The sequence below is a fragment of the Dyadobacter sp. CY323 genome (assembly GCF_021390245.1).
In the GTDB taxonomy this organism is placed as follows: Bacteria; Bacteroidota; Bacteroidia; order Cytophagales; family Spirosomataceae; genus Dyadobacter.
In genome coordinates this window covers 563500-586311 of sequence record NZ_JAJUXH010000002.1, presented here as the reverse complement: position 1 = coordinate 586311, position 22812 = coordinate 563500, and the positions used below count along the sequence as shown (strand labels likewise).

Here is a 22812-nt window from a genome sequence, read left to right as displayed (position 1 = left end):
TATGTCCATTAAGGAAGCTGGCTTTTCCTTTCCAGCAACGAACTGTAAACAATGTCCTGGATTTTTCGGCGGGTACGTTGTGTCGTAATACTGCTGTTATCGGGATCCGGATTCACACGGTTTGACAAAAATATGAAAAGGAGATCTTCCTGTGGATCCATCCAAACCATCGTTCCCGTGAAGCCGGTGTGGCCAAACGAATTGACCGACGCCTGAGGTGAAACGTATGAACTGTTCCCATCAAGCGGTGCTTTGTCCCAACCCAATCCACGGTGGTGCGACTCGTCATACACGCGCGAAAAGAATGGAACAGTAGCTTGTTCAAAATAGCGTTTTCCTGCATAATTGCCTTTCCACAGGTTCATTTGGAATAAAATGGCGAGATCTCTGGCCGTTCCAAACAATCCGGCGTGTCCCGAAACGCCACCCATGATCGCCGCCATTTGATCATGAACTGTTCCCTGCAACAACTGACCGCGGAACCGGTAATCGTTTTCAGTAGGTGCAATTTGTTTGTAGGGAAACCGGGAAAGTGGGTTAAATCCAAGATAACCGAGGCCGAGCGGTTCGTAAATATTGGATGCGACGAACACATTCAAAGGCTCGCCGGTAACACGCTCTACGACTTTCTGTAGTGTGAGGAATCCAAGATCACTGTACAAAAACCCATAGTTACCAGCCCGGTCTTTTCGGTTGTTCATCGGCGATTCGATCACCCATTTCCAAACGGAATCACGCAAAGCGGGCTTGGCAAAAAGCTTCGGAGCAACTTGCAAATAGTAGGCGGTATCCGACTTTGAACTATAATATTCAGGTAGCAATCCTCCTGCGCTGGTTTTTGTTCTGTCCCAAAGCGGTGGATAAAATGAAATGAGCCCGGAACGGTGCATCAGCAGGTCACGGATCGTGAAGTTCTGTTTATTGGTTCCTACTAATTCGGGTAAGTAGGTCGAAGCCTTTGCATCCAGGTCAATTTGTTTGCGGTCGTAAAGCAGCATGATCGCCTGCAATGTGGCCGAAACTTTGGTGACGGACGCCAGGTCATAAATCGTTTCCGAAGTTACTCGTTCCGGAGTACGGTAATTAAGACCGCCGAACTGTTTATCATAAATGATCTTACCACCTCTCGCAACCAATATCTCGCATCCGGGAAACACACGGTCATTCACTGCCGCAGTCGCTACTTCATCGATTTTTTTTAGCCAGTTTCCATTCATCCCAACACTTTCCGGCGTGCCGAATGCAATGCGGTTGATGGTCGTCGTGGTTACGCCGGTGCCTGATTTGAAGGAAGATACCGAAACCGGAAGCTTTCCCTGCGAGCTCATCGCCCCGAAAATGATCTGCGGGACAATCTCCTGTTGATCTTTCCCATCCTGGTTGGCACAAATGAGCACATCCGTTTCCGGGAAGAACTGAATGCTATATGGTGACCCGAAAAGACAAAGAATGACTTTTTTATTCTGTTGTTTTAATTGCGAAACAAAATCGGTCATGCCCTGGGTAATGCCGTAATTCCGTTTTGGGTTAGATGCAATGCCATGAATATCAACGATTACCGTATTGTAGCGTTGCAGGTAAGTCAGCATTTCCGAGATTTGCTCCTGAGAAGAAGGACCTTCATAAAAAGCGTAAGACCGCATGGGTTTGTAAGTCGAAAGCATTTTCTGAAATGCCACACCGCTGCCGTCGCCAAGGCTCACAGAAGCCATATTGTTGTCGATCACCGAGCCAACCGGAAGCAGGTTATTGTCGTTTTTCACAACTGTTACCGATGCTTCGCAAAGTGCGCGGTAGAGTTCTTTGCTGCTTTCCGGATTGAGGTCATTGTACAGATTGTTAACATCCACCGGTTTGTACTGGCTCAGCCCCGACCAGTATTTGGCCTGCAATATTCTTTTGACCTTATCATCAATAATTTTTTCGCTGATCAACCGATCCTTTATCGCGTCCTTGATTTTCGCAACCGTTTCGGCAATGCTTTCAGGATATAACAAGACATCATTTCCCGCCACAATCGCTTTCAGGTTCACGTCTGCGGCTTTGCCGGTTTTCAGTACCCCTTTCATATTCATGGCGTCTGTAAACACCAATCCGCGGAATCCCAGATCTTTTCTTAAAAGTCCATTAATGACTTTTTCCGAAAGTGAGCTGGCCTGATTTGGCGTACTGTCGAGCGCGGGAATATTTAAATGCCCGCTCAAAACGCCCATTAAACTATCCGCAATCATCGCGCGATATGGGTACAAGTCCGTTTCGTGAATTTGCTCCGCAGAATGCGTCAGTACGGGTAATGTAAAATGGGAATCCGCGTCGGTATCTCCGTGGCCGGGGAAATGCTTGGCAGTGGCAATCACCTTGTTATGCTGCAAACCTTTCATGTACGCAATGGCTTTGCGCGTCACATTATCGCGGTCCTCGCCGAAAGAACGAATGCCGATCACCGGGTTTGCGGAATTGCTGTTAATATCGGAAACGGGGGCAAAATTGATCTGGATCCCGAGGCGCGTGCATTGTCTGGCAATATCACTGCCCATTTTATAAATAAGCTGATCGTCCTGGATCGAGCCTAACACCATTTGTTTTGGGTAGGAAAGTGTACTGTCCAAACGCATTCCCAATCCCCATTCGCCGTCAATACCGATAAATAGCGGGATTTTGGATTGCGCCTGGTACCGGTTTGTAAGCTGAGCCTGACCCACCGGGCCACCCTGAAAAAAGATCAGGCCACCGATATGGAATTCGTTGACCAGGCGGTCGATGTATTTATAATGAGAATCGTCGCGGTTTGAATATGTAGCGACCATAAACAACTGGCCAATCTTTTCATCGAGACTTAGTGATTGGAGGGTACTGTCGACCCAGGCGTTTTCAGGAAGTACGAGCACCGGTTCAGCCCGCTTTTTAAGAGCTTTTACGGCTGGTTTTTTAGTTTCATGAACAGCAGTAAGTACTGGCTTGGTATTGGCCGTCATTCGCTTCCAGGCTACGGAAGCGACCGAGGTCAACACGACCAGTACAACAATACCAATAACTACGCGCAAACGGCTAAAAAACCAATTTTTCATCCTTTAATCACTGACTTTAACGAGGGAATTGTTAGGCTTGCTGTATTTGACACAGTATTCAGAGTTTATCAACAGTTACAATAATAACAATTTGAACACGCTTTAAATCCAATAAAATGAAGTTTTAAGGCAATTCTAATAATTGTTTAAACCACTATCGTCTGAACAAATACCAGGGTCAAACGAACTTAGCTGGTGAGATTCCGGAACACTTCTTCCAGCGAATTTCCCGATGCCCGAAGCGCCTCGAGCGAGCTGTCGTTGACCACTTTTCCTTTGTTAATGATGATCACCCGGTCGCACAAAGCTTCCACTTCCTGCATGATATGGGTCGAAAATAATACCGTTTTATCCTTTCCCGCCGAGCGGATCACTTCCCGGATTTCCTGTATCTGGTTAGGGTCCAGGCCGGTGGTCGGTTCGTCGAGGATCAGTACCTGCGGATCGTGCAGGAAAGATTGCGCAAGTCCGACCCGCTGACGGTATCCTTTGGAAAGCTGCCCGATCTTTTTTCGTTTTTCCGGTTGGAGCCCGCACATCATGACCACTTCTTCTACCCGGGATTTTAATGCCGCTCCGCTCATTCCATACAGTCCGCCGGAAAAAAGCAGGAATTCGGTGACGTACATATCCAGGTAAAGCGGATTATGTTCCGGCAGGTAACCAATGGATTTGCGGGCCGGCATAGGCTGGTTCACCACATCAAAGTCGGATACTTTGGCGAGGCCGCCGGTTGGTTTCAGATAGCCCGTCAGTATCTTCATTGTAGTAGATTTCCCCGCGCCATTAGGCCCGAGAAATCCAACTATCTCCCCTTTTTTCAGTGTAAACGAGATACCATCAATCGCCCGCTGCTGCCCATAAACCTTCGTAAGATTGGTAACTTCAATGGACATTTATATAATGAATGAATGATTAAACGACAGAATACATCTCACATCTCACTTTTCACATCTCACAAACTACACTTTCAAAAACAACTTATTCCTATACAGCAAATACATAAATGCCCATTGGACGGCGATGAATGCGAGGACTTCTCCTACTGCTTCAACTGGTTCAGGGAAGTAGCTCAGAATGCCTCCGAAAAGTGCTTTTGCTGTAAAACCGAATGAGATGAAACTGCCGATCATATAGATAACAATGGAGTTCATTCCGATTACGACAAAGAAAAAAGTCCATTTGCGGTAGTTGAGCACATCCACGATCCAGTAAAATAATGCAAGAAGCAACGTGCTGAAACCGCCTGCACACAGCACAAACGAACTCGTCCATAAATTCTTGTTGATCGGAAAGAAGTAATCCCATACCAAACATACCAGCAAACTCACGATTCCCGCAAACAGCAGATAAACCACTTTTGTGTTTTTCGAGATGATCTCTTCGCTGGTTCTTAAAAGTTCACCGGCAAAAATACCCATCAATCCCGTTGCAATGGCTGGTATGGTGGAAACCAAACCTTCGGGGTCGTGTATTTTGAGATGCAGCCTGCCGGGAATAAGCATTCTGTCGATGTAGCTCGCCGGGTTGCATTCCATGGTAAGCAGGCCGGCGCCGCAGCCCGGAACGGGATAAAACATCATGAACAGGTAATAGCCGATCAGCAAACCGGCGAACCAGATCCAGCGTGCCTTTTTTCCGGTGTATAAATAAATGATCTGCGCGAACATTCCAGCCAATCCGATCCGGGCCAGAACGCTAGGATAACGCATGTTATGCCATTCGGTTTCGAAAATTCCATTGTTATAAATGATCCCTAAAAAGACCAGGATAAATCCCCTCTGAACCACCTTGCGGATCAATTCGGAAGGCGGTATTCCTTTTTCCAGGCGACTTCCCAGCGAAAATGGCGTGGAAACTCCGGCCATAAATAGGAATGTCGGGAAAATGAGATCGTAAGCCCGGAAACCATTCCAATCGGGGTGTGTGAACTGGTGCGCTAGAAAAATGGCCCAGGACCAACCTGTTACTTTTGCCAGAATGTGAAAAACTTCTTCACCACCTGAAATCCAAAACATATCAAAGCCACGCAAGGTATCCAGAGACAACAACCTTTGTGGCGCGGAACTATCTTTCATCTAATAATTGAGGGTAAAAGGAAATAATATTTGGAAAATGGAATGCACCTTGGAATAAAAGCTAACAACACTACTGTAAAGATGCTAAAAAATACCATTTCTAACTTTCAGCCAAATCACATTTATTTGAATAAGTCTATTTGTCGTTCGGATGTTCCTAGAAAAATGCCGGCAGTTGTTTTTATAATCTTCGGCCACACCCCGGCGTTATAAGCTTCGACATTTTAACCCCTGAAAAATCCGATGAAAAGATCCCTGATACTTTGCTTTTTGGTTGCAACATTTTGGCTGGGCGGCTGTGCCACTTCTCAAAATTCCGGTTCTTCCGATCATGACGAAAACTACCGGACCGAAGAGCCCGTGGTTAACAATAAGCTCAACAACCGCAGACTTGAGAAGAACCTGGACCGTTTCGCAGAAGAACTAAACCTTTCAAAAAGGCAGCAAAAGCAGCTCAAAAAGATCGATCGGAGATATGCAAGAATGGAGCGTAAACTTTCCAGACGAGATGATACCAAACGTCGTGACAAGAAAAAACTGGCCGAAGAAAAACGAATCGAAATGATCGAAGTCCTGAACCCATCGCAGCAGCAACAATTGGAAGCATTAGCTAAAAAAGGAAGATTCAGCCTGGATCAGATTTTTGGGAAGTAAGTTGGAAATCATAATATAAATGGATTTGAATCCATAATAATCATAATATAAATGGATTTGAATCCACGTAGGTTATGATTAAAATGGATTTGAGTCCATTTTTTGTTATTTTTGTTGAAAATGGCAGGTCATGATCGACAGAAATCAACTTCAATATGCTCTGAAACACCTTTTTACAGGTAAAGCCTTTATTATTTATGGTCCCAGACAAGCTGGAAAAACGACATTTTCTGAAAAGCTACTGGATGTTGTTGGGAAAAAGGCCCTTCGCCTAAACGGGGATGATGCGGATATCAGAGAGCTTTTTACCAAACCCAATGCAACCTTGTTGGAAAGAATTATCGGTAATAATGAAGTAATTTTAATTGATGAAGCCCAACGAATAAATGATGTGGGTCTTGTCATTAAGATAATGGTTGATCAGTTCAAGGATGTTCAGGTTATTGCGACAGGTTCTTCATCTTTTGAGCTTGCAGGCAACATTAATGAGCCATTGACTGGCAGGCGATACGAGATGCAGCTTTTACCGTTATCTTATGGTGAACTCGTAGGTCACACTGATTTCCTTACGGAGCAGCGACTTCTGGAACAAAGACTCATTTATGGATCATATCCCGAAATTATCATCGACCCCGACAATGCCGAAAAACACCTCAAACTGATCGCCAATAGTTATTTATATAAGGATCTTCTGATTCTTGAAGAGATAAAGAAGCCGGTTTTGCTGGAAAAGATTGTGAAGGCGATTGCCTTGCAAATTGGAAGCGAGGTAAATATTACGGAACTCGGCAGGTTGGTTCAGGCAGATAATAAGACGATTGAGAAATACATTGATTTACTTGAAAAAGCATTCGTTCTTTTTACTGTTCCGGCTTTTTCGGGAAATGTTCGTAATGAGATCCGTAAGGGAAGGAAGATATATTTTTATGATAATGGAATTGTGAATGCAGTTACCAGCAACTTCAATAAGCTTGCAAACAGGCGTGACGTAGGTGCATTGTGGGAAAACTATATGATCAGCGAGCGACGAAAATTCCTGAATGAACAAGGTATAGATGCGAAGACATACTTCTGGAGAACAACTCAGCAGCAGGAAATCGACTACATTGAAGAGACGGGCAATGAACTTAATGCAGTGGAATTTAAATGGAATCCGGAAGCTAAAAAGCGTTTTCCTACTACTTTCCTTTCGTCCTATCCGCAGGCGAAAATTCAAACAATAAGCCCGGAAAACAGGGATTCATTTTTAACTAAATAATCTTCCTACTTCAAACCATCAACCCACGCCTGAACTGTCGGGCCGCTGATATCGAAGAGGAGTCCGGGTAGTATGCCGAGGAGGATGGTTAAGAGTACCAGTGGAAACAACATTCCTTTTTCACGGACGGTGAGGTCTGTAAGAATGTGGGTGGGGCCGTTTTTATACCAAAAACTGCCGAAGAACATGCGCTGGTAAGTCCACAGGAAATAGGCGGCGGCAAGGATGATCCCGATCGTAGAAAATGCCGGTATCCAAACAGGCAGCAAATTTGATTGAAACGCACCCATTAAGGTGAACAATTCTCCGACAAATCCAGAAAAACCAGGCAAACCCAGCGACGCGAAAAATGCAATTCCGGTAATAATGGTGTACTGCGGCATGACCTGGATCAACCCCCGGTAATGCTCAATGCGACGGTCGTGGGTGCGGTCGTAAATGACACCTGCGAGCAAAAACAGCATGGCGGAAAGTACGCCGTGGCTTACCATTTGATAAATCGCGCCATTAATCCCCTCAGCCGTGAATGCGGCGATGCCGAGTAAGACAAAACCCATGTGTGACACGGAAGAGTAGGCGATCATTTTTTTGAGATCGTGCTGTCCCAATGCATTAAAACCTCCATATACAATGGAGATCATTCCTAAAATGGCGAGCGGAATGGTACTGTATAATGCCTCAGCCGGAAAGAAACCGTCCACAATCCGGATAAATCCATAACCACCAATTTTCAGAAGAATACCGGCGAGAACGACCGAAATGGGCGTCGGGGCTTCTACGTGCGCATCGGGCAGCCAGGTATGCACGGGAAACACAGGTAGCTTTACCGCAAAACCGATAAACAGGAACCAGAATGCGAGCAGCCGAATTGGGATATCAGCAATGAAATACCCGGCGGATGCGCTAAGAAGCGAGCCGGGAATGTAGTTTCCCAGATCAGCGAGATAGGCAAACCGGAACGTGTGCACGAGTTGCTCGGGCGCGATCTTTCCATCGATCAGCCATTGTTGTATCTGAGGAATGAGATCCGGGTGAATCATGTCTTCGCTTCCCAGAATGCCCACCACTTTTGCCGTTTCCAAAGGATCGATGACGGAAAGGTACAGTCCAATCATCACGATGAGGATCAATAGGGAGCCTAAAAAAGTGTAAATGAAGAATTTGAGCGCTGCATATTCCCGCCTCGGCCCGCCCCAAAGTCCGATGAGAAAGTACATTGGCAGGAGCATGAATTCGAAGAAAAGGTAAAACAGAAATAAGTCCTGGGCCAGGAAACAACCGATGACACTTCCGGTAAGCAGTAAATAAAGTGAAAAGTAGGCGCGCGTTTTCTGCCCCATATTCCACGAGCTGATCACGCCTACGAACAAAACGACGACCGCCAGCAGAACCAATGGCAGACTGATCCCGTCCACCGCCAAAGCGTAATCTATGGAGATAATGCCCAGAGAACCAATGGGTAGCGTGATCCAGTCAGAAACTTCGCCCAGCTGATAACCCCCATTTTGTTTATCAAAAATAAAATAGAGGGAAATGGCGGTCAGAAATTCGAGAATCAATGCAGATAATGCGATCAGCCTGAAATTTTCGGGACGTTGGGATGGCCAGACGGCAACCGCCACTGCACCAAGTAATGGGAAGGCAATCAGTAAGGAGAGTATATGATCAATCATCAAGCATTAATTTAAAAATAGCATTAGCACACACTACATGACGACCAGCCATAAAATCAGTAAAAACACGCCCATTGCAGTTACAATAAAATAGGACTGAATTTTCCCGTTTTGGGCGCTTCTTACAGCCTGCCCGGCCGAACGTATTGAAAAGACCGTCAAATGAACCCCACCGTCAACAAAAGTCCGGTCGACCCAGCTGATGACGTGTGCAAAAACCACGCTGCTTTTCGCAACAAGATCGACAAACCGGTCCACGATCCGTTTTTCAATCCGCATTAAATAGTTTGTAATAAAACTGAATGGGATGATAAAGTAATGTTCCTGGGAATAGTCGCGAAGCCAGCTAAGTTTCTCGGTTTCAGGAGCTGTTTTAGAACCATTTACTCCGAATGGATCTGGTGCTTTCATTTGTCTGTAAGCCAGAAAAATAGCGAGAAATGTAGTAGCACTGGCGATAATGGGTACCCATGATAAATGCGCAGCTTCATTCACACCAATGAAATGCAGGAACCAGCCAGATGCATTAAACGGGTTGAATGAGAACCAGAAAAATATAGATAATGCTGATAAAACACCCATTGGAAGCCACATCGCAATTGGAGATTCGTGTGGATGGACATTTGGGGAAGCATTAAATCTTTGATCACCGAAAAACACCAGCCAGATCTGCCTGTTCATATAATAGGCGGTGAGGCCGGCCGAGAAAATAACGAGTACCGGGAACAGGTAACCGAACAATCCGAAGTTGGAGGCCCACAAAAATCCTTCGGTAATGATGGCGTCTTTGGATAAAAAACCGGAGAAGAAAGGTAATCCAGCTAATGCAGCGGCGCATATCGAAAAACACAAAAAGGTAATCGGTAATGCTTTTCGCAAGCCACCCATAGTGCGCATATCCTGCGGATCGAACGATTCATCGGCATGTGACGGCATTACTGCGTGGATTACGGATCCTGCGGAAAGGAATAGTCCGGCTTTGAAAAAAGCATGTGTTACCAGATGGAATAATGCGGTTTGCCAGCTTCCAAAACCCACCGCGATCACCATTAATCCCAGTTGCGACATGGTAGAATAGGCGAGTACGCGTTTGATATCCCAGGCGGTCATGGCTTTGAATGCGCCGATCAGCATGGTGATGGTCCCGATGATCAAGATCACCAGTTGGGCGTCGATCGTCAGTAAAAAGGCGATTCTTGCCAATAAAAAAATCCCGGCAGCAACCATGGTAGCAGCGTGAATGAGTGCCGAAACCGGGGTAGGACCTTCCATGGCGTCGGGCAACCATCCCGAAAGTGGAAATTGTGCCGATTTCCCCATGCAGCCCCCAAAAAGGCAAAGTCCAATTGCCGTCAAAATGCCCGTGTCCAAGTGGTTGACTTCTAATGCAAGTACCTCAAAGTCGGTAGAACCTATATAGTAAAACAGCATTAAAATACCGGTTAAAAACGCGGCGTCACCGATTCTGTTGAGTACAAACGCTTTTTGCGCAGCCCAAACAGCCCTGGGTTTGAAGTACCAGAAGCCAATCAGCAGGTAAGAAGAAAGCCCGACGAGTTCCCAGAAAATGTACATCACCAGCAAGCTCCCGGAAAGCACTATGCCGATCATCGAAAAAAGGAATAGCTGTATGAATGCGAAATAGCGATGGAGATTTTTGTCTCCATGCATGTAAGCTGTGGAGTATATTTGGACAAGTAATGCAACAAAATGCACGACAATCAGCATGACGAAGCTGAGGGTATCGAATCGGAAAGGGAGGTCTATGGAGGTGCTGCCGATTGTCAGCCAGTTGAAATGAACGACATGCAGCATACCGGGATCGGCATATTTTATACTAACAAAAAGTCCGGTGGCGGTAATGAGTGCGCCGGCCCAGCCAGCTAGTTTATTGAGATTTTTCCCGGCAAGCCAGAGGATCAGAAAAGCAAAAAAAGGCAAGCCCAACAGCACATATGCAGGTAAAATGTATGTGGAATCGGGCATGAGGTGCTGGAATTCGTTTATTCGGCAAATATCCTGAATTCGCTGCCGAATTCAAACAAGCTAGATGTCTTTCTCGATGTCCTCGATTTTGTCCGTTCCGTGGATCGCGGCGAGCAATTCTTTGAGATCGTAAGTTGATCGATTATAGGAATTTCCTAAAACAATGATCACGGCCTCATCTTCGGGGCAAACCCACAGCATGGTATTGTAACCTTTCCACCAGCCGCCATGGTAAATAAAACGGGGCGTATTGTCTTCTTTTGTATGCATTCGGAAGCCGTAGCCGTAATTTCGAATGCCTGCGCGCTCGAAACTTCTGGGTTTGAAAGCCTCATCCAGCAGTTTTTTGTCGAGTAACAGACCCTGGGTGAGCCCATTATAAAACCGGTAAATGTCGCCAGTTGTGGAGTACAGGCCTTTGTCGCCGACCACATCGTCGTAGTAATCCTTTTCCAACCGGCGGCCATATTGATGCCCGACAGTCCGGTTTACGGTAGCGGCGGATGTGGTATCCGTCACCAGAAATGTATTGAGCATGCCGAGCGGCGCAAAGATCTGGTCATTGAGATACTGGCCAAATGGCGCGCCGGTGACCTTTTCAACAATCGCGGCGAGCACACAGTAATTGGTATTGCAGTAATTGAATGACCTTCCGGGCCTGTTATATGGGGTTGGAGTAGGCACTACCTTGGCGTACCAGTCCAGAATATCCATGTTATCCGGATACTTTTTGCCGTGGCGAACACTATCATCAAACGAATAAATGTAATTGGGAAGCCCGCTGCGGTGGCTCAGCAGCATATCCACCTTCACACCATGATACGGAAATTCAGGAAAAAATCGCTGCACCGAATCGTCTAATGCAACACGTCCCTCCTGGATCAGTTTCAGAATTGCAATAGCCGTGAAAGGCTTTGAAAGAGACGCCAGCTGAAACCGCGAGGCGCTGGTAAGTGTATCTTTTTCTTTGATATGGGCAAAACCGAACGAATTCTGATACAATATCTGGCCTTTCTGGACGATCAACACATTTCCATTAAAACCTGCCCGTTTCTTTTTTCTGAAAATCTCCTCGATCTTGGAAATTTTGAGTGCCGTAAGCGCATCCGGGTTCTTGATAGCTACGGGATCAAGCTTTGAAATTGCTTTGCCGCGAACCACCTCCATTTCGGTTTCTGACTTGCTTTTTCTCACTAAACCCCATGAGATCACCAGAATAACCAGGATAGCAGCTGCCATCCACCACACTTTCGGCTGCACTTTTTTCAACATAGGCTTTGTGCCTTAATTTATTCTGAACGTTGGTAAAATAACGACGGTTTGTCGCTCGTATTTAAACTTACTCTATACAAATTAAACGCAGAATCATTTATGGAACTAGTATTTTAACATGTTCTTTGCGCCCATATTTTTGATATGTTATAACGTACAGCCCTGCTTTCAGCCTTTGTCGTGGGTATACGTTGACCCGGTTTTTGTCAATCGATTCAGCATGAAAGGGAATGGGGCGACCTGCCTCGTCTGTTAACTTCAGTAAGTTTAAATCGATATTTTGCCCCGAAATTGTAATTTTTTCAGGAGATGAAGGATTGGCTGAACTTGTAAAAAGTCGGCGTCATCCTGCATATTGGCATCAATTACTTTTGATAATGCGAAGCTTCCGTCCCGGTCTGTCATGCGCAGCCGGTAATAACTGACTCCCGCAATGGGGTTTTGGTCATCATATTCGTACCACGTTCTGCCAGCTGTTTCGCCGGACGCGTCCACTGTTCCGATCGCATGAAATTGTTTCAAATCGGGACTTCTTTCGATGACAAATTCTTTACTATTCTTTTCCCAGATCGTCTCCCAAGAAAGCTGCATTGCTTTTTCATTTTGTTTTGCTTTGAAATAAGTTAGCTCGATGGGTAAAATGATTGCTAATACCTGGCCATTGATGATGATCTCGTCGAACCAGAGCGTTCCGTAAATGCTGTCCGGATTGGAGCCGAATATTCGCAGGGAAAACGTGTTGTCGGTAAGGTTCGCAAAGTTGACGGGAATCGTGTAAGAGTTAAATTGATTGGGAGCAACAATCGTAAATGAACCGAGGTCGGCAGCAAAATTGTCCATACCCGACCGAACCCTAATCTGCCTGGCCCCCTCGCCGGACCGCCGGAGCCGGAATGAAATGGAGGAAATGTTGTATTTGAATGAATTGGCGGTGAATGTAAATTCCATGCAGCGTGCCGGCGAAAAACTCGGGGGCCAAGGTCGGGTGAGGTATCCCGCGACTATGGCATCGCCCGGACTATAAACGTTGGGTAATGTATATGTATTTGCCCCGCCCATTAGGCTTGCATTGGCCGGGGTAAAATTGGCATGACTGGACACGCCGGCCTGGGTGTAATCCATCGACCATTTAACCTGGAAATTTTCCTGGGCGAAGGTTTTGAATGTAAAAAGCAGCGCGGCGATCAACATCAACAAGCTGCCTCTGTGCGAAAATAGGTATTTCCTTTTCATTGTGGTTTTGATTTACGGTATCTACTTTACTTGATACGGTAATCAGTTGAAAAGGTAACGCGGGGGCAAACTTTATAGGAGACGAATTTAAACTTAAAACCTACAATTTAATCGCAGGACCATTTCATTTCAGAGAAACGCATGCCGTCATTTTTCACCAGATCGCCATCATATGTAATTTCATAGGAAATTTCCCAAGAGGGCTTCCCTGGGCTTTCGTGGCGGGTAGACAGTAGATTATTTTTTGAAAACATATATGGAATGGATTGATCAATCAAAAAGTATATTTGTTTCAATTTTTTCAAATAGTTAGGCTTGTTATCGTAGGTATGATACCTGGAAGCGACAAGCACGTACCTTGTATTAACGTCCTCGATATATGTCTCTTGCTTGGTGAGGTTATCACCACCGTCGAAAAAAAATCTATCAAGACGTAAAGGCTCGGAATTATGTTCTTTTCCGGTCGAATCCAGCAGTGAGTTTATGACTTGCATTGAATCGGGCAGGTCACTTTGGTTATAATATAACTTGCAGTTCATGATAGATTTCTTGCTAGGACCTCCGTTTATATCATACTGACGCCCATATTGTTTAAGCGTTTTCAAACGATTTCCTTCATAAGTATATTCAGCTAAAAGAGTATCTCCCAAAACCAAATTGCCCACAACGACCACTTTACTTAGGCATCTCTGGCTATCGTGATCATATCTCACTTCAGTATTACCAGGGCTAAAATAGTTTCCGCTAGTAAGCGTTTTTTCATTATCATATATCATGTAAATCGGGATGCTGCTAGTCACAAAAGAAGTAAGTCTGCATTTCTCAATTTGTTTGCTCGGGTCTGCATCCATTTTACATCCGAAGACGATCAACGCTAAATAGATGCGATTAGTGAGTGGTGTTATAATTGATTTTTCATGTGTGACTATTTATTTGTTATTATTTAGATATGGGAAAATTTGATTATGAAATCGAATAATTGACGCTATTCATAAACCTTGCCTTTACATTCAAACGGGAATACCAGAACCTTATCCTTTTTGTGGATGTAACATTTAAGTTCACCTTTGTGTTTGACTACGGTATCGCCTATCGATATTTTTTTGATAATGTCTTGAGCCCAAGTAAAATTCTGCCTTATAAAAGCTATTCATCTACCTGATTTTGTATCACGACCATCAAGTCTCATGCTATAAGCGTTATTCGAATTTCTATCAACAATTATGTCGACAAATTGCCTCCGGTATGATTCGGCAGCCTCCTCACAAGATGCCTCCCTATTACATGACAGCGCAATTCCTGAGATAAACAAACCAAGTGCTAGTTTTTGATAGCTTTTCATTTGTCGGTGATTTTAAGTTGATATGACCTTGTGAATGAGTGTGTCATTTATAACCAAGCGCAGATCCAAGTCCTAATCCAACGCCGTAGGTTTTGTATCAATAGGGATTCAAAGAAAGCGAGTGGTTATTAATAGCTGTTTGCGCCTTACTAAAACTCAACCTGCTCCAATTGTTTCACCGATATCTGCTCCATTAACAAAACTCAAGTCGGTATGTTTTTTAAGCAGGTTCACTCGCTCACTCATTGTAAACTGAAGCGAAAAATCAATCCCAGGCGGCGCCACACCAACTACAGTTCCAGCTGAAATAAAAGGAGCAATACCGCAGCTGTCCATAGCCACTCCGGCGCTAAACCCAGCTTCTCCAAAAATACCGCTGGCGGAGGCATTGACCTGCATTTCGTATGCGTCGGGAAGCCATGGGCTGAATTTGTCATAGTCTTGAAATACATCTGATCCAGTTGTTTCTGATAGCCGGGCCTGACCACACTTACTTCGTTTAAATTCACATTGTCCTGTTTCGAGTTGAATTTCTCTCAATTCTTTGCCAAATCATTTACATTGAATGAAGTATCTCCGGAAGGATCAATATCAAAAGCGGGTTATTTAATCCATAACCGTATGGAGACATACTTTGAAACAGATTGCCGCTTCATCTACCGCGTTCATTCTATCAATTTCCGGCATGTACATCCTCACTCCGTACTCCAGATATCCGCTTCCTACTGCAATTCTTTACCGACGAAGTGATAACAATTATATTGTTTCTGACGGCCGCAGTGACATTTGCTGGATCACCATTTATCCTTAGCTAAAATTGGTTCGGCACTTAAATTAAAAAGGATTGAATCTACTAATGGTTGAGAATATCAGAATTAAAAAAAAGATAGACAAGAGAATTCCTAGCAGCTTTTGTCTTCCTGATTTTAAGAAAAATACCATGAACAAAATATGACCGAATATTATTAATTCTAAGACATATAGAATATCCAATACGGTTAAACTTTGAGGAACATTAAACAATCCTGTTTTTGCTCCATAAAGCAAAACTCCATACGCTACTATTCCAATGATATTGAAAAGAATATGTTTCATGTCTACTTGTTCCAATTTTGAAAGTTAAAGGCTTTATAGATAAGTCGCTCTCCTGAAGAAAAGTTGTTTCTTGTCGTGCCATTGGTAATATTTCTCCAAATATCTTTTTTTTGGTTGTATGTTCCAGTCTGGATACCCACCCCTAGATAACGCATAGAACTTGGGTCATCGGAACCTAAAACTCTACCTAAGCTATTAAAATTTCCCTGCTTAATTAACAAGCTATTCCCGTCATTACTTCTTCCCATAATCATTTGTACATGGTGAGCTCTGCCGGTACTTTGTTTCACATTCAGAAGTATTGAACCCGTATTTGCATCCTTGGGATTGAGGGAAACGGTATTTTCGCTATTCTGGAAATCAGGGGCTCCGGAGGTTGCTTTTACGTCATGAGAAAAAGTACTATAGTCGGAGTATTCGTCTGATGCAGCATCAAAACTCTTGGATTCAGTTTCCCACTGGAATGGCAATTGATTATCTTTTGCAAAATCCATTGCCACGGAAAGCCCTAAATCATCACAAGTGCACTTATCTTTTCTGGCTTCATATTTCTGGATATAAGACGGCAGCTCTTTCGCAAACTGCTTCATGAACGTAGAAGTCCATTGGTTCGTTATTTTCCAGGCACTATCGCCATTCATATCAATGTTAATGATAGGGTTATTTAACGCATATTGGAAACCAGAAACGTTGGTATACTTTTCCGCAAATCGATCAACCGAGCCAAACCTTGCTACTTCAGGCATATACATTCTCGCCCCGTAATCCAAATATCCGCTTCCTACCTGCAATTCTTTACCATTATACAGTTGTCGGTTATTATCATTTCTTATAGCTGGTGTGACACCAGCCGGATCGGTACTAACGGAAAGTCCAAATGGATAATAATCCGTCTGCTGCTTGATTGCACCCTTCTGATCAAAAACAACCCGGACATTACCTAGGTGATCTTTTAAATAATATTCGAATTTGGCGGTGCCATTTTTCACCTTGGCTTGTCCCTCGGACAATGAGACGCGGTACAAAATGTTGTTTGCGCCAACTTGTCTATACTCGAATGGACCCTCATATTTCAACGTCAGTGTGTCAGAAACATATTTATGCTTAACCCCTGCTGCATCATAGTCATAAACTTGCGTTTTGCCGTTCATTGTCACCGTTTTGGGCAGATTCAGGTAGTTATAAGTAATAGTTGCGCTTCGGTTGCCGTCTGTGGTCACGTTGCCATTGTCGTCATAACCATAACTGCTGGCCCCGTTCTTAACGCCAAGATTACTGCCACTGCCATCGGTTAATGAGGTTAATCTATTGTCATTGGCTGAATAAGCATAGGTAAGATTGTCGACCGCCGCCCCAGCCCGGACAAGGGTTTTTAAATTACCATTTTTATCATAAGTGATCCCGGATTCGGTATTCAAATATCCATTCAGGCCAGTTGAACCGATGAAGCGGCTTGTCCCATCGTAGCTGAAAGAAAGTCCTTTTGTGAATGCGACATCATCTTTCTTCATCCATTGCATTTGACTAATATTCCCATTCGTGTAATTGTTGCCATTAGCATAAGTTAACCCGAATCCAAAGAATGCTTTGTCAGGACTACCCGCGTCCTTTTTGTAAACTGTTTTCCCGTCAGTTAACCAACCCCGGATATTGTACGTGTAGTCGGTACGTAGCAAGTACTTGTTGGCAACTACGTTATAAAACCATTTACTCTGCAAACTTCCCAATGAATTGTATCGATAGGAGACAGACAGCGCATCGACAATATCTATGGATGCGCTAACCTGTTCATAAACATCCAATAGGCGATCAGCATGATCATATATGAATGACCGGAAAACGCCATAACCATCGCTACCAGAATGCCAATGAATAGTTTCTTCTACATCTATTACCGGGGCAAGGTCATATTTATACACCGTCGTACTTCGTTCATGCCGCTCTACTCCTAGGTCGTAAAGGTCGCGGGTAGACTGAACAGGCCGGTATTCTGCATCGTAGTAGACAACATTGGTAAGAAAACCGTCCTGGGCCGCGTTGCCAGGGAGCATACGTACGCGCCCACCAGTAACCTGACCTTTCACGTTTGCGTTGAAAGAAGGCACTATTAAGTTATCGAACGCGAAATAAGAGGCTTTGGAAAATGCGTAATCGTCATAGAAGGTGATTGTAAGAATGTTGCTTTCGGCGGCAGTTTTGGGTGCGGTTTTATCCAATGTGTAACCGACGACTGCGGCGTTATTACGATCTTCATGATGCTGGGTGAGCGCATCAACGATTACCGACCAGTCGGTCCTGGTGGCAGAGGATGTGATTTCGCCTGTGAGCACTGGCCGATCAAGCGCATCGAATTTGGTAAATGCCCAGACACCCAGTTTCAATTGGTTGGCATCGCGGGACAGGGCCAGCCTGTCGTATTGATCGTAAACGTATTCGGTTTTACCTGCTCCCGGGACATTTTTGGCGACTATCCGGCCACGGTCATCATAATCATAGGTAAATGCACTGTTGGTAATGGACGGGTTGTCCTGATAATTTGGCTGTAACACGGCCCTCAACAAGCCGAGATCGTCATAAACGTAATAAGTAGAAAGCGTTGCCAGGCCAGAGGCGATAGTCTGTCGGCAGATCATCTGGCCCAGCATGTCTGTATATTCATTGGTGACGTTGCCTTGTTCGTCGGTAAATTCCACGCGGGTTAACGTACCTGTGGCATAGTAACCAATGAATGCAATGGTGTTGCCTGCCGGGGTATAGTCATATCGCTTTACCTCTGAAGCAGTATTGACCTTGTATTTAACTGTGGAATTTGCACTCTTATTTCCTGGTGCCCGCTGGTTCGCTGCCCTGCTTAATGGTGAGAGTTCGTAAATGGTTTCATTATATGGTCTCCCGAGATCCGCTGCCTGAAGGCCTGCGCTATTAGCGGTATACCAACTCACAGCCGCGGAAAGTGCATTGGGCTGATACGCCCCGTTCCCACCAGCAACGTACGGCAAATATTTCTTCACTATCCTCCCCGCGGCGTCATATTCAACTGGCTCAACGAAATCCTGTCCGGATGGGCTTTGACCAACCGTTACAGTTTGCACTGGCCTTCCGAGGCCATCGAAGTATTGAACCTGCGTAATAACTTTGCTGATGTCGTCCGAATTGGCACCCGACTGTTTGTACGTTTTTTTGATAACGTAATTACGTGTATTGGTTTGCTGAGCGAATGTCCCCAGGTACAATGTGCACAGTAATATCGCAATGAAATATTTTTTCATCTTTCTAAAAATAAGTGTGGAGGAAGAATTTATTGCTTGACGATCCGGTGAGTGCTCATGGTCCCGTCCGTGTAGCTGATCTGCAACAGGTAAAGCCCGGAAGCTAAATTTTGAATATCAATGTCGGGTTTCCATTTCGTTTGCAAAACCTGTTTTCCAGTTAAATCATACACTGAAACGCCGACTATTTTCCCAGGAAAATCGGTGCCGATGCTCAGATTTGAACTTACTGTGAGTGGATTAGGATAGAGTTTGACTTTGTTACCCCCATCGAAAGTCACGCTTTGAATACGGCTAAATGCAAATGTGCTATCCTGATCGACCATTTTTAGTCGGTATAAGTTTTCACCACTCACAGGATTTTTGTCGACGAAAGAATAAGCCTGTTCTTCCGAGCTTTCTCGATGGGAAGGCACATGCCCTATTGATTGCCATTGTTTACCATCTGCACTGCGCTGGATATCAAAATGATCGCTGTTTGTTTCTGTGGAAGTTGTCCAGGACAGATGTGACTGTTTCTCTTTTCCGGCTGCAAGAAACTCAATGAGTGTTACCGGCAAAGCAGATTCGGCAATGAGTACGAGCTGCGGCGCCGTTACTGCACCTGTTGGAGAGATAGACGCACAGTCGACCACTTGGCCAGCATTGTTATAGCAATAAGATACCCTAACCGGGCCACCAGCATTAGAGGTGCGCTGGGTTTTTAGACGGTTAAAATTGTCGTATTCATAAAAAATTACTTTTCCATTCGCGTCCTGGATGGTTTCAACCCCAATTGCTGGCTTGTAATTAAATAAGGAAGATTGGCTTATGGCGATACCGTCGGCGATCGTACTCTTCTTGAGCATATCTGCTTTCCCTGCGTCTGCCGGGCCGAAATACTCAAGCTTATTTACGGGTCCATTCTGCTTTTTAAAAGTTAGCAAATTACCCCTGGCATCGTAGGAAAGGAATTCAAGATCCGTGTTGAAAGATGCGGCACCGGCCAGCTTGGTCATGACTTTCTGCGGCTGGTAAGCGCCAGAGAAAAGATCATATACAATAGAAGTGGTTTTGATGGGAGTTGGTGCGGCTTCTGTACCCATGAACCTGAAAATTTCACGTACAGGTCCAATGATATTTTTTGCTGCCATGCCCACGCTAATCGCATCCGCAAGATTTGAGGGATATTTGTACCAGGTTTTGATCGTCCTGTTTTTGCTGTCGCTCTGACCGGTAATGTAAAGCTGCCCATTGGGCCAGTAAGTGAAGCTTTGAACCGAAGATGCCAGTGCGGCAGGATTATCCTGATCGTAATAGTATGTGGCTATCTCGGTCGGCAGAAACTTTCTGCAATCGATAATGTATGCGGTTCCCTCGTAGACAATATTAGCTGTGTTACAAAGTTCTGTATACTGCGTTTTAACTGATCGGGCCGTATAATCATCGATAGATCCGACCAAATTATAAAGGTGGGTTGTTTTCGAACCCATGTTACCATTTTGAAAGAAATGCTCTTCCGAAAGCGGCTTGCCACGCGTAAAGGCTTTATTGTTATACGGCTGATAGGGAGTTGTGCTCGGTTGCAGAAATCCGGAAGGGGCTTCGTCCCGATAACCATTGTCAAAATTGGAGAACTTATGGATGATCCAGCCCTCCGTGGAAGATCGCTCGATCACCTGCGAGTAACCTACGTGCGAGCCCATTGAGTTTTCGGAAGCTGGCAGGACCGATTGGGTTGAAAATATTTCTTCCTCCACAGTAACGCCTGCGGCCGCAGGAAGCGGCTTGTAATCCGGCCAATAATACTGGGCCTTTCCCCCAAGTACACCGCTGGACAATGCAGTGGCTGATGTATCGGGGTTTGCGGGATTAAAAGTGGCTAAATAGAAATATTTTTTTATGACGGTCGGGATCGATAACCCGGGATCAAATGAATGCACTTCCTTGATGCGGAGACCACCCGCTATTTGGTTGCTACCAAAAGAATCTTCCCCTTCCCAGCGCTTCAACTTTACTTCCTTTGAATATTTGTGCGGTTCGAAACGAAATTTGGTAACGCCACCCGTAGGATATTTGATCTGTATCAATGAACCTACACGCAAATGCCCTTCAATTTGGGCTGGGCTGCGTTGCGTGGTGCCGTAACTGGCAACATTCCCGAAATCGGCTGCGACGTTGATGAGCTTGCCATTATTGTAACCCCAGTGATCAGTATGGGATTTTCCATATCCCGGCAGTGTAAAGCCGTTTGAAAAATATGCAAATTCATAAGGCGGCAGCGTTGAGGCGTTGTAGCCGCTTTTTTCTTGCACTTTTAACAACATTAGCCTTTCTGTTCCTACATTGTTGTAAGTAAACTCAAACTCCTTAATGGTGCTACCAGAGCCATTTTGGACCTGTATCTTATCGAGCCTACGCCACTTTAATTTTCCTAGCAACTGCATGAGTGTAGGGTTTCCGCAGCCATTTGGGTAGTTGGCTGGACTAGGATAGTAACAGTCGTAGAGGAATGTTAAATAATCGAGTTTGGAATAGCCGTCAAGAATTTTCTTGCTTTCGTAGGTGGTGAAAATGTCGTTTGTATACCGAAGTTCACTGCTTTCAGACGATGTAAATGTTAATTTAAAATTATCAGCAGAGATTTCCTTTAAATAAATGGGTGAAATAAGTTTGCCAGTATATGGGCCGTATTGATTGAAGAGCGACGACCAGTTTTCACAACTAAACCAGTTTCCACCATTGACCCTTGACATTTTATTATAGACCGAGAAGTACATCTGGTTCACGAAATCACCTCGTTCGTATGTGAAATTGATCACTTGCCCGGTATGCCGAATGATGGATTTCAGATACCAGGCATTACATAGCCAATTATCTTTTCCCTGGTCGAAAAAATCAATACTATACTCCATATACGCCATATCACTTCCTCCGAAAATATATTGTGTGCCATATTCATCGGTCACTTTGAAACCTTGGAAGTGTTCCATGTATCGTCCCTGGTTCAAATTGGACCACACATTACCATCTTTAATACCGGAAGGTGCCGTAAATGGTGTGTATAAATGAACATTGGGTGTAGTAATATGCTCCACAATTACAGGCCGGTCGCATTGGATTTTCCAGGTACCATCGCTACCTCGATAGAATTTCCCTGACATACCGGGCGCGTTGAAAGTATATTCATCGGGTTCTGTGTCAATGACTGTCTGGTTTAATTGTGAGTAAGTGCTCGCGGCAATTTTAATTTCGGCAGGAGTAGCCCAATTGTTACCGTTGATGAACCAGCCAACATTCATGAAACCGATCTGCTCCTGAATCGCAGAGGCAGGAACAAATTCATCATATCCGTCTTTCACAATTCTGGTCACCGAATAATTGGTTGACATTCCAAAATTGAGACCGGTCCATCCAGGATGAACATCGGGCCGGACGCCAGTAGCATCATATTGAAGAGTTATGGGTATCTGAATATTTCCATCGCTGACAGAATGCAAGTCAATAGAGATATTTGCTTTGCCGGTGTAGGGTGACACTGCGATCTCAGTGTAGGAGCCCAATGTGGCAGCGTTAGGACTTTGAACTGTTTTTGGAGGTTGCGGAATGTGTTCTTGGGCAGATAATGAAAACATTGGCTGGCCAATTGATTTGACGCTGTCGACAGGGATCGTGATAATTTGTGCTGTACTGCTAGTTGCATAAGAGATAATCGAAAAAATAATGCAAGCTGAAAAAATTTTCGTTTTCATGAAAGGTATTGATTAAGACATAGTGATAGCTGCCAGCATGAAAATGCCGGAGGTGTATAATCATGAAATTGTGAATGTTAACCCGAACGCCTATTGATCGTGTACATGTTGGGCAGCGAAGGATCAATTTTGTAAAGTTCTTTTTTCATAGCA

The 22812-nt window shown here is 44.6% G+C and carries 13 protein-coding genes; 2 read left to right on the top strand and 11 right to left on the bottom strand.

Going from position 1 to position 22812, the window contains the following annotated elements; all coding sequences use genetic code 11:
* Positions 1-8: 8 nt before the first annotated feature.
* The 3 genes from LZG72_RS05800 to LZG72_RS05790 all read right to left on the bottom strand — a co-directional run bounded on the left by LZG72_RS05800 (position 9) and on the right by LZG72_RS05790 (position 5146).
* Complete coding sequence (locus tag LZG72_RS05800) at positions 9-3068, bottom strand: glycoside hydrolase family 3 N-terminal domain-containing protein (RefSeq protein ID WP_233868715.1); 3060 nt, start codon at positions 3066-3068, stop codon at positions 9-11.
* Between the two features lie 188 nt (positions 3069-3256).
* Positions 3257-3964 carry an ATP-binding cassette domain-containing protein gene (locus tag LZG72_RS05795; RefSeq protein WP_233868712.1) on the bottom strand — a complete coding sequence of 236 codons (708 nt, stop codon included), beginning with the start codon at positions 3962-3964 and terminating at the stop codon, positions 3257-3259.
* 66 nt (positions 3965-4030) lie between these two features.
* Entirely contained in the window at positions 4031-5146 is a 1116-nt protein-coding gene (locus LZG72_RS05790; RefSeq protein ID WP_233868709.1) for an acyltransferase family protein, read from the bottom strand.
* A gap of 243 nt (positions 5147-5389) precedes the next feature.
* Between LZG72_RS05790 and LZG72_RS05785 the strand changes: the two genes are divergently transcribed.
* Together LZG72_RS05785 and LZG72_RS05780 are read left to right on the top strand one after the other, a co-directional pair.
* Positions 5390-5800, top strand: coding sequence for a hypothetical protein (locus LZG72_RS05785; protein WP_233868706.1), 411 nt, complete (start codon positions 5390-5392; stop codon positions 5798-5800).
* Positions 5801-5930: 130 nt separating this feature from the next.
* Complete coding sequence (locus LZG72_RS05780; protein WP_233868703.1) at positions 5931-7058, top strand: ATP-binding protein; 1128 nt, start codon at positions 5931-5933, stop codon at positions 7056-7058.
* A gap of 5 nt (positions 7059-7063) precedes the next feature.
* Here the strand turns inward: LZG72_RS05780 and LZG72_RS05775 are convergent, their stop codons facing one another.
* The 8 genes from LZG72_RS05775 to LZG72_RS05740 all read right to left on the bottom strand — a co-directional run bounded on the left by LZG72_RS05775 (position 7064) and on the right by LZG72_RS05740 (position 22659).
* The gene (locus LZG72_RS05775; protein WP_233868700.1) at positions 7064-8731 is read right to left on the bottom strand and encodes a NuoM family protein; all 1668 of its coding nucleotides are present in this window, start codon (positions 8729-8731) and stop codon (positions 7064-7066) included.
* A 33-nt stretch (positions 8732-8764) separates the two neighbouring features.
* The gene (nuoL, locus tag LZG72_RS05770; protein ID WP_233868697.1) at positions 8765-10717 is read right to left on the bottom strand and encodes an NADH-quinone oxidoreductase subunit L; all 1953 of its coding nucleotides are present in this window, start codon (positions 10715-10717) and stop codon (positions 8765-8767) included.
* 60 nt (positions 10718-10777) lie between these two features.
* Complete coding sequence (locus tag LZG72_RS05765; RefSeq protein ID WP_233868694.1) at positions 10778-11989, bottom strand: serine hydrolase; 1212 nt, start codon at positions 11987-11989, stop codon at positions 10778-10780.
* A 267-nt stretch (positions 11990-12256) separates the two neighbouring features.
* Entirely contained in the window at positions 12257-13222 is a 966-nt protein-coding gene (locus LZG72_RS05760) for a hypothetical protein (protein ID WP_233868691.1), read from the bottom strand.
* A gap of 107 nt (positions 13223-13329) precedes the next feature.
* Entirely contained in the window at positions 13330-14073 is a 744-nt protein-coding gene (locus LZG72_RS05755) for a hypothetical protein (RefSeq protein WP_233868688.1), read from the bottom strand.
* A gap of 647 nt (positions 14074-14720) precedes the next feature.
* Positions 14721-15104: a hypothetical protein gene (locus LZG72_RS05750; protein WP_233868685.1), complete on the bottom strand. Its 384-nt coding sequence runs from the start codon at positions 15102-15104 to the stop codon at positions 14721-14723.
* 557 nt (positions 15105-15661) lie between these two features.
* Complete coding sequence (locus tag LZG72_RS05745; RefSeq protein ID WP_233868682.1) at positions 15662-18928, bottom strand: DUF6443 domain-containing protein; 3267 nt, start codon at positions 18926-18928, stop codon at positions 15662-15664.
* Between the two features lie 29 nt (positions 18929-18957).
* Positions 18958-22659 (bottom strand): T9SS type A sorting domain-containing protein, encoded by a 3702-nt coding sequence (locus tag LZG72_RS05740; protein WP_233868679.1) that lies wholly within the window; start codon positions 22657-22659, stop codon positions 18958-18960.
* Between the last annotated feature and the right edge of the window lie 153 nt (positions 22660-22812).

Excerpts from the sequence above, each read along its gene's own strand:
- LZG72_RS05800 (WP_233868715.1), bottom strand. The coding sequence starts at position 3,068 with ATGAAAAATTGGTTTTTTAGCCGTTTGCGCGTAGTTATTGGTATTGTT.
- LZG72_RS05795 (WP_233868712.1), bottom strand. The coding sequence starts at position 3,964 with ATGTCCATTGAAGTTACCAATCTTACGAAGGTTTATGGGCAGCAGCGG.
- LZG72_RS05790 (WP_233868709.1), bottom strand. The coding sequence starts at position 5,146 with ATGAAAGATAGTTCCGCGCCACAAAGGTTGTTGTCTCTGGATACCTTG.
- LZG72_RS05785 (WP_233868706.1), top strand. The coding sequence starts at position 5,390 with ATGAAAAGATCCCTGATACTTTGCTTTTTGGTTGCAACATTTTGGCTG.
- LZG72_RS05780 (WP_233868703.1), top strand. The coding sequence starts at position 5,931 with ATGATCGACAGAAATCAACTTCAATATGCTCTGAAACACCTTTTTACA.
- LZG72_RS05775 (WP_233868700.1), bottom strand. The coding sequence starts at position 8,731 with ATGATTGATCATATACTCTCCTTACTGATTGCCTTCCCATTACTTGGT.
- nuoL (WP_233868697.1), bottom strand. The coding sequence starts at position 10,717 with ATGCCCGATTCCACATACATTTTACCTGCATATGTGCTGTTGGGCTTG.
- LZG72_RS05765 (WP_233868694.1), bottom strand. The coding sequence starts at position 11,989 with ATGTTGAAAAAAGTGCAGCCGAAAGTGTGGTGGATGGCAGCTGCTATC.
- LZG72_RS05760 (WP_233868691.1), bottom strand. The coding sequence starts at position 13,222 with ATGAAAAGGAAATACCTATTTTCGCACAGAGGCAGCTTGTTGATGTTG.
- LZG72_RS05755 (WP_233868688.1), bottom strand. The coding sequence starts at position 14,073 with ATGGATGCAGACCCGAGCAAACAAATTGAGAAATGCAGACTTACTTCT.
- LZG72_RS05745 (WP_233868682.1), bottom strand. The coding sequence starts at position 18,928 with ATGAAAAAATATTTCATTGCGATATTACTGTGCACATTGTACCTGGGG.
- LZG72_RS05740 (WP_233868679.1), bottom strand. The coding sequence starts at position 22,659 with ATGAAAACGAAAATTTTTTCAGCTTGCATTATTTTTTCGATTATCTCT.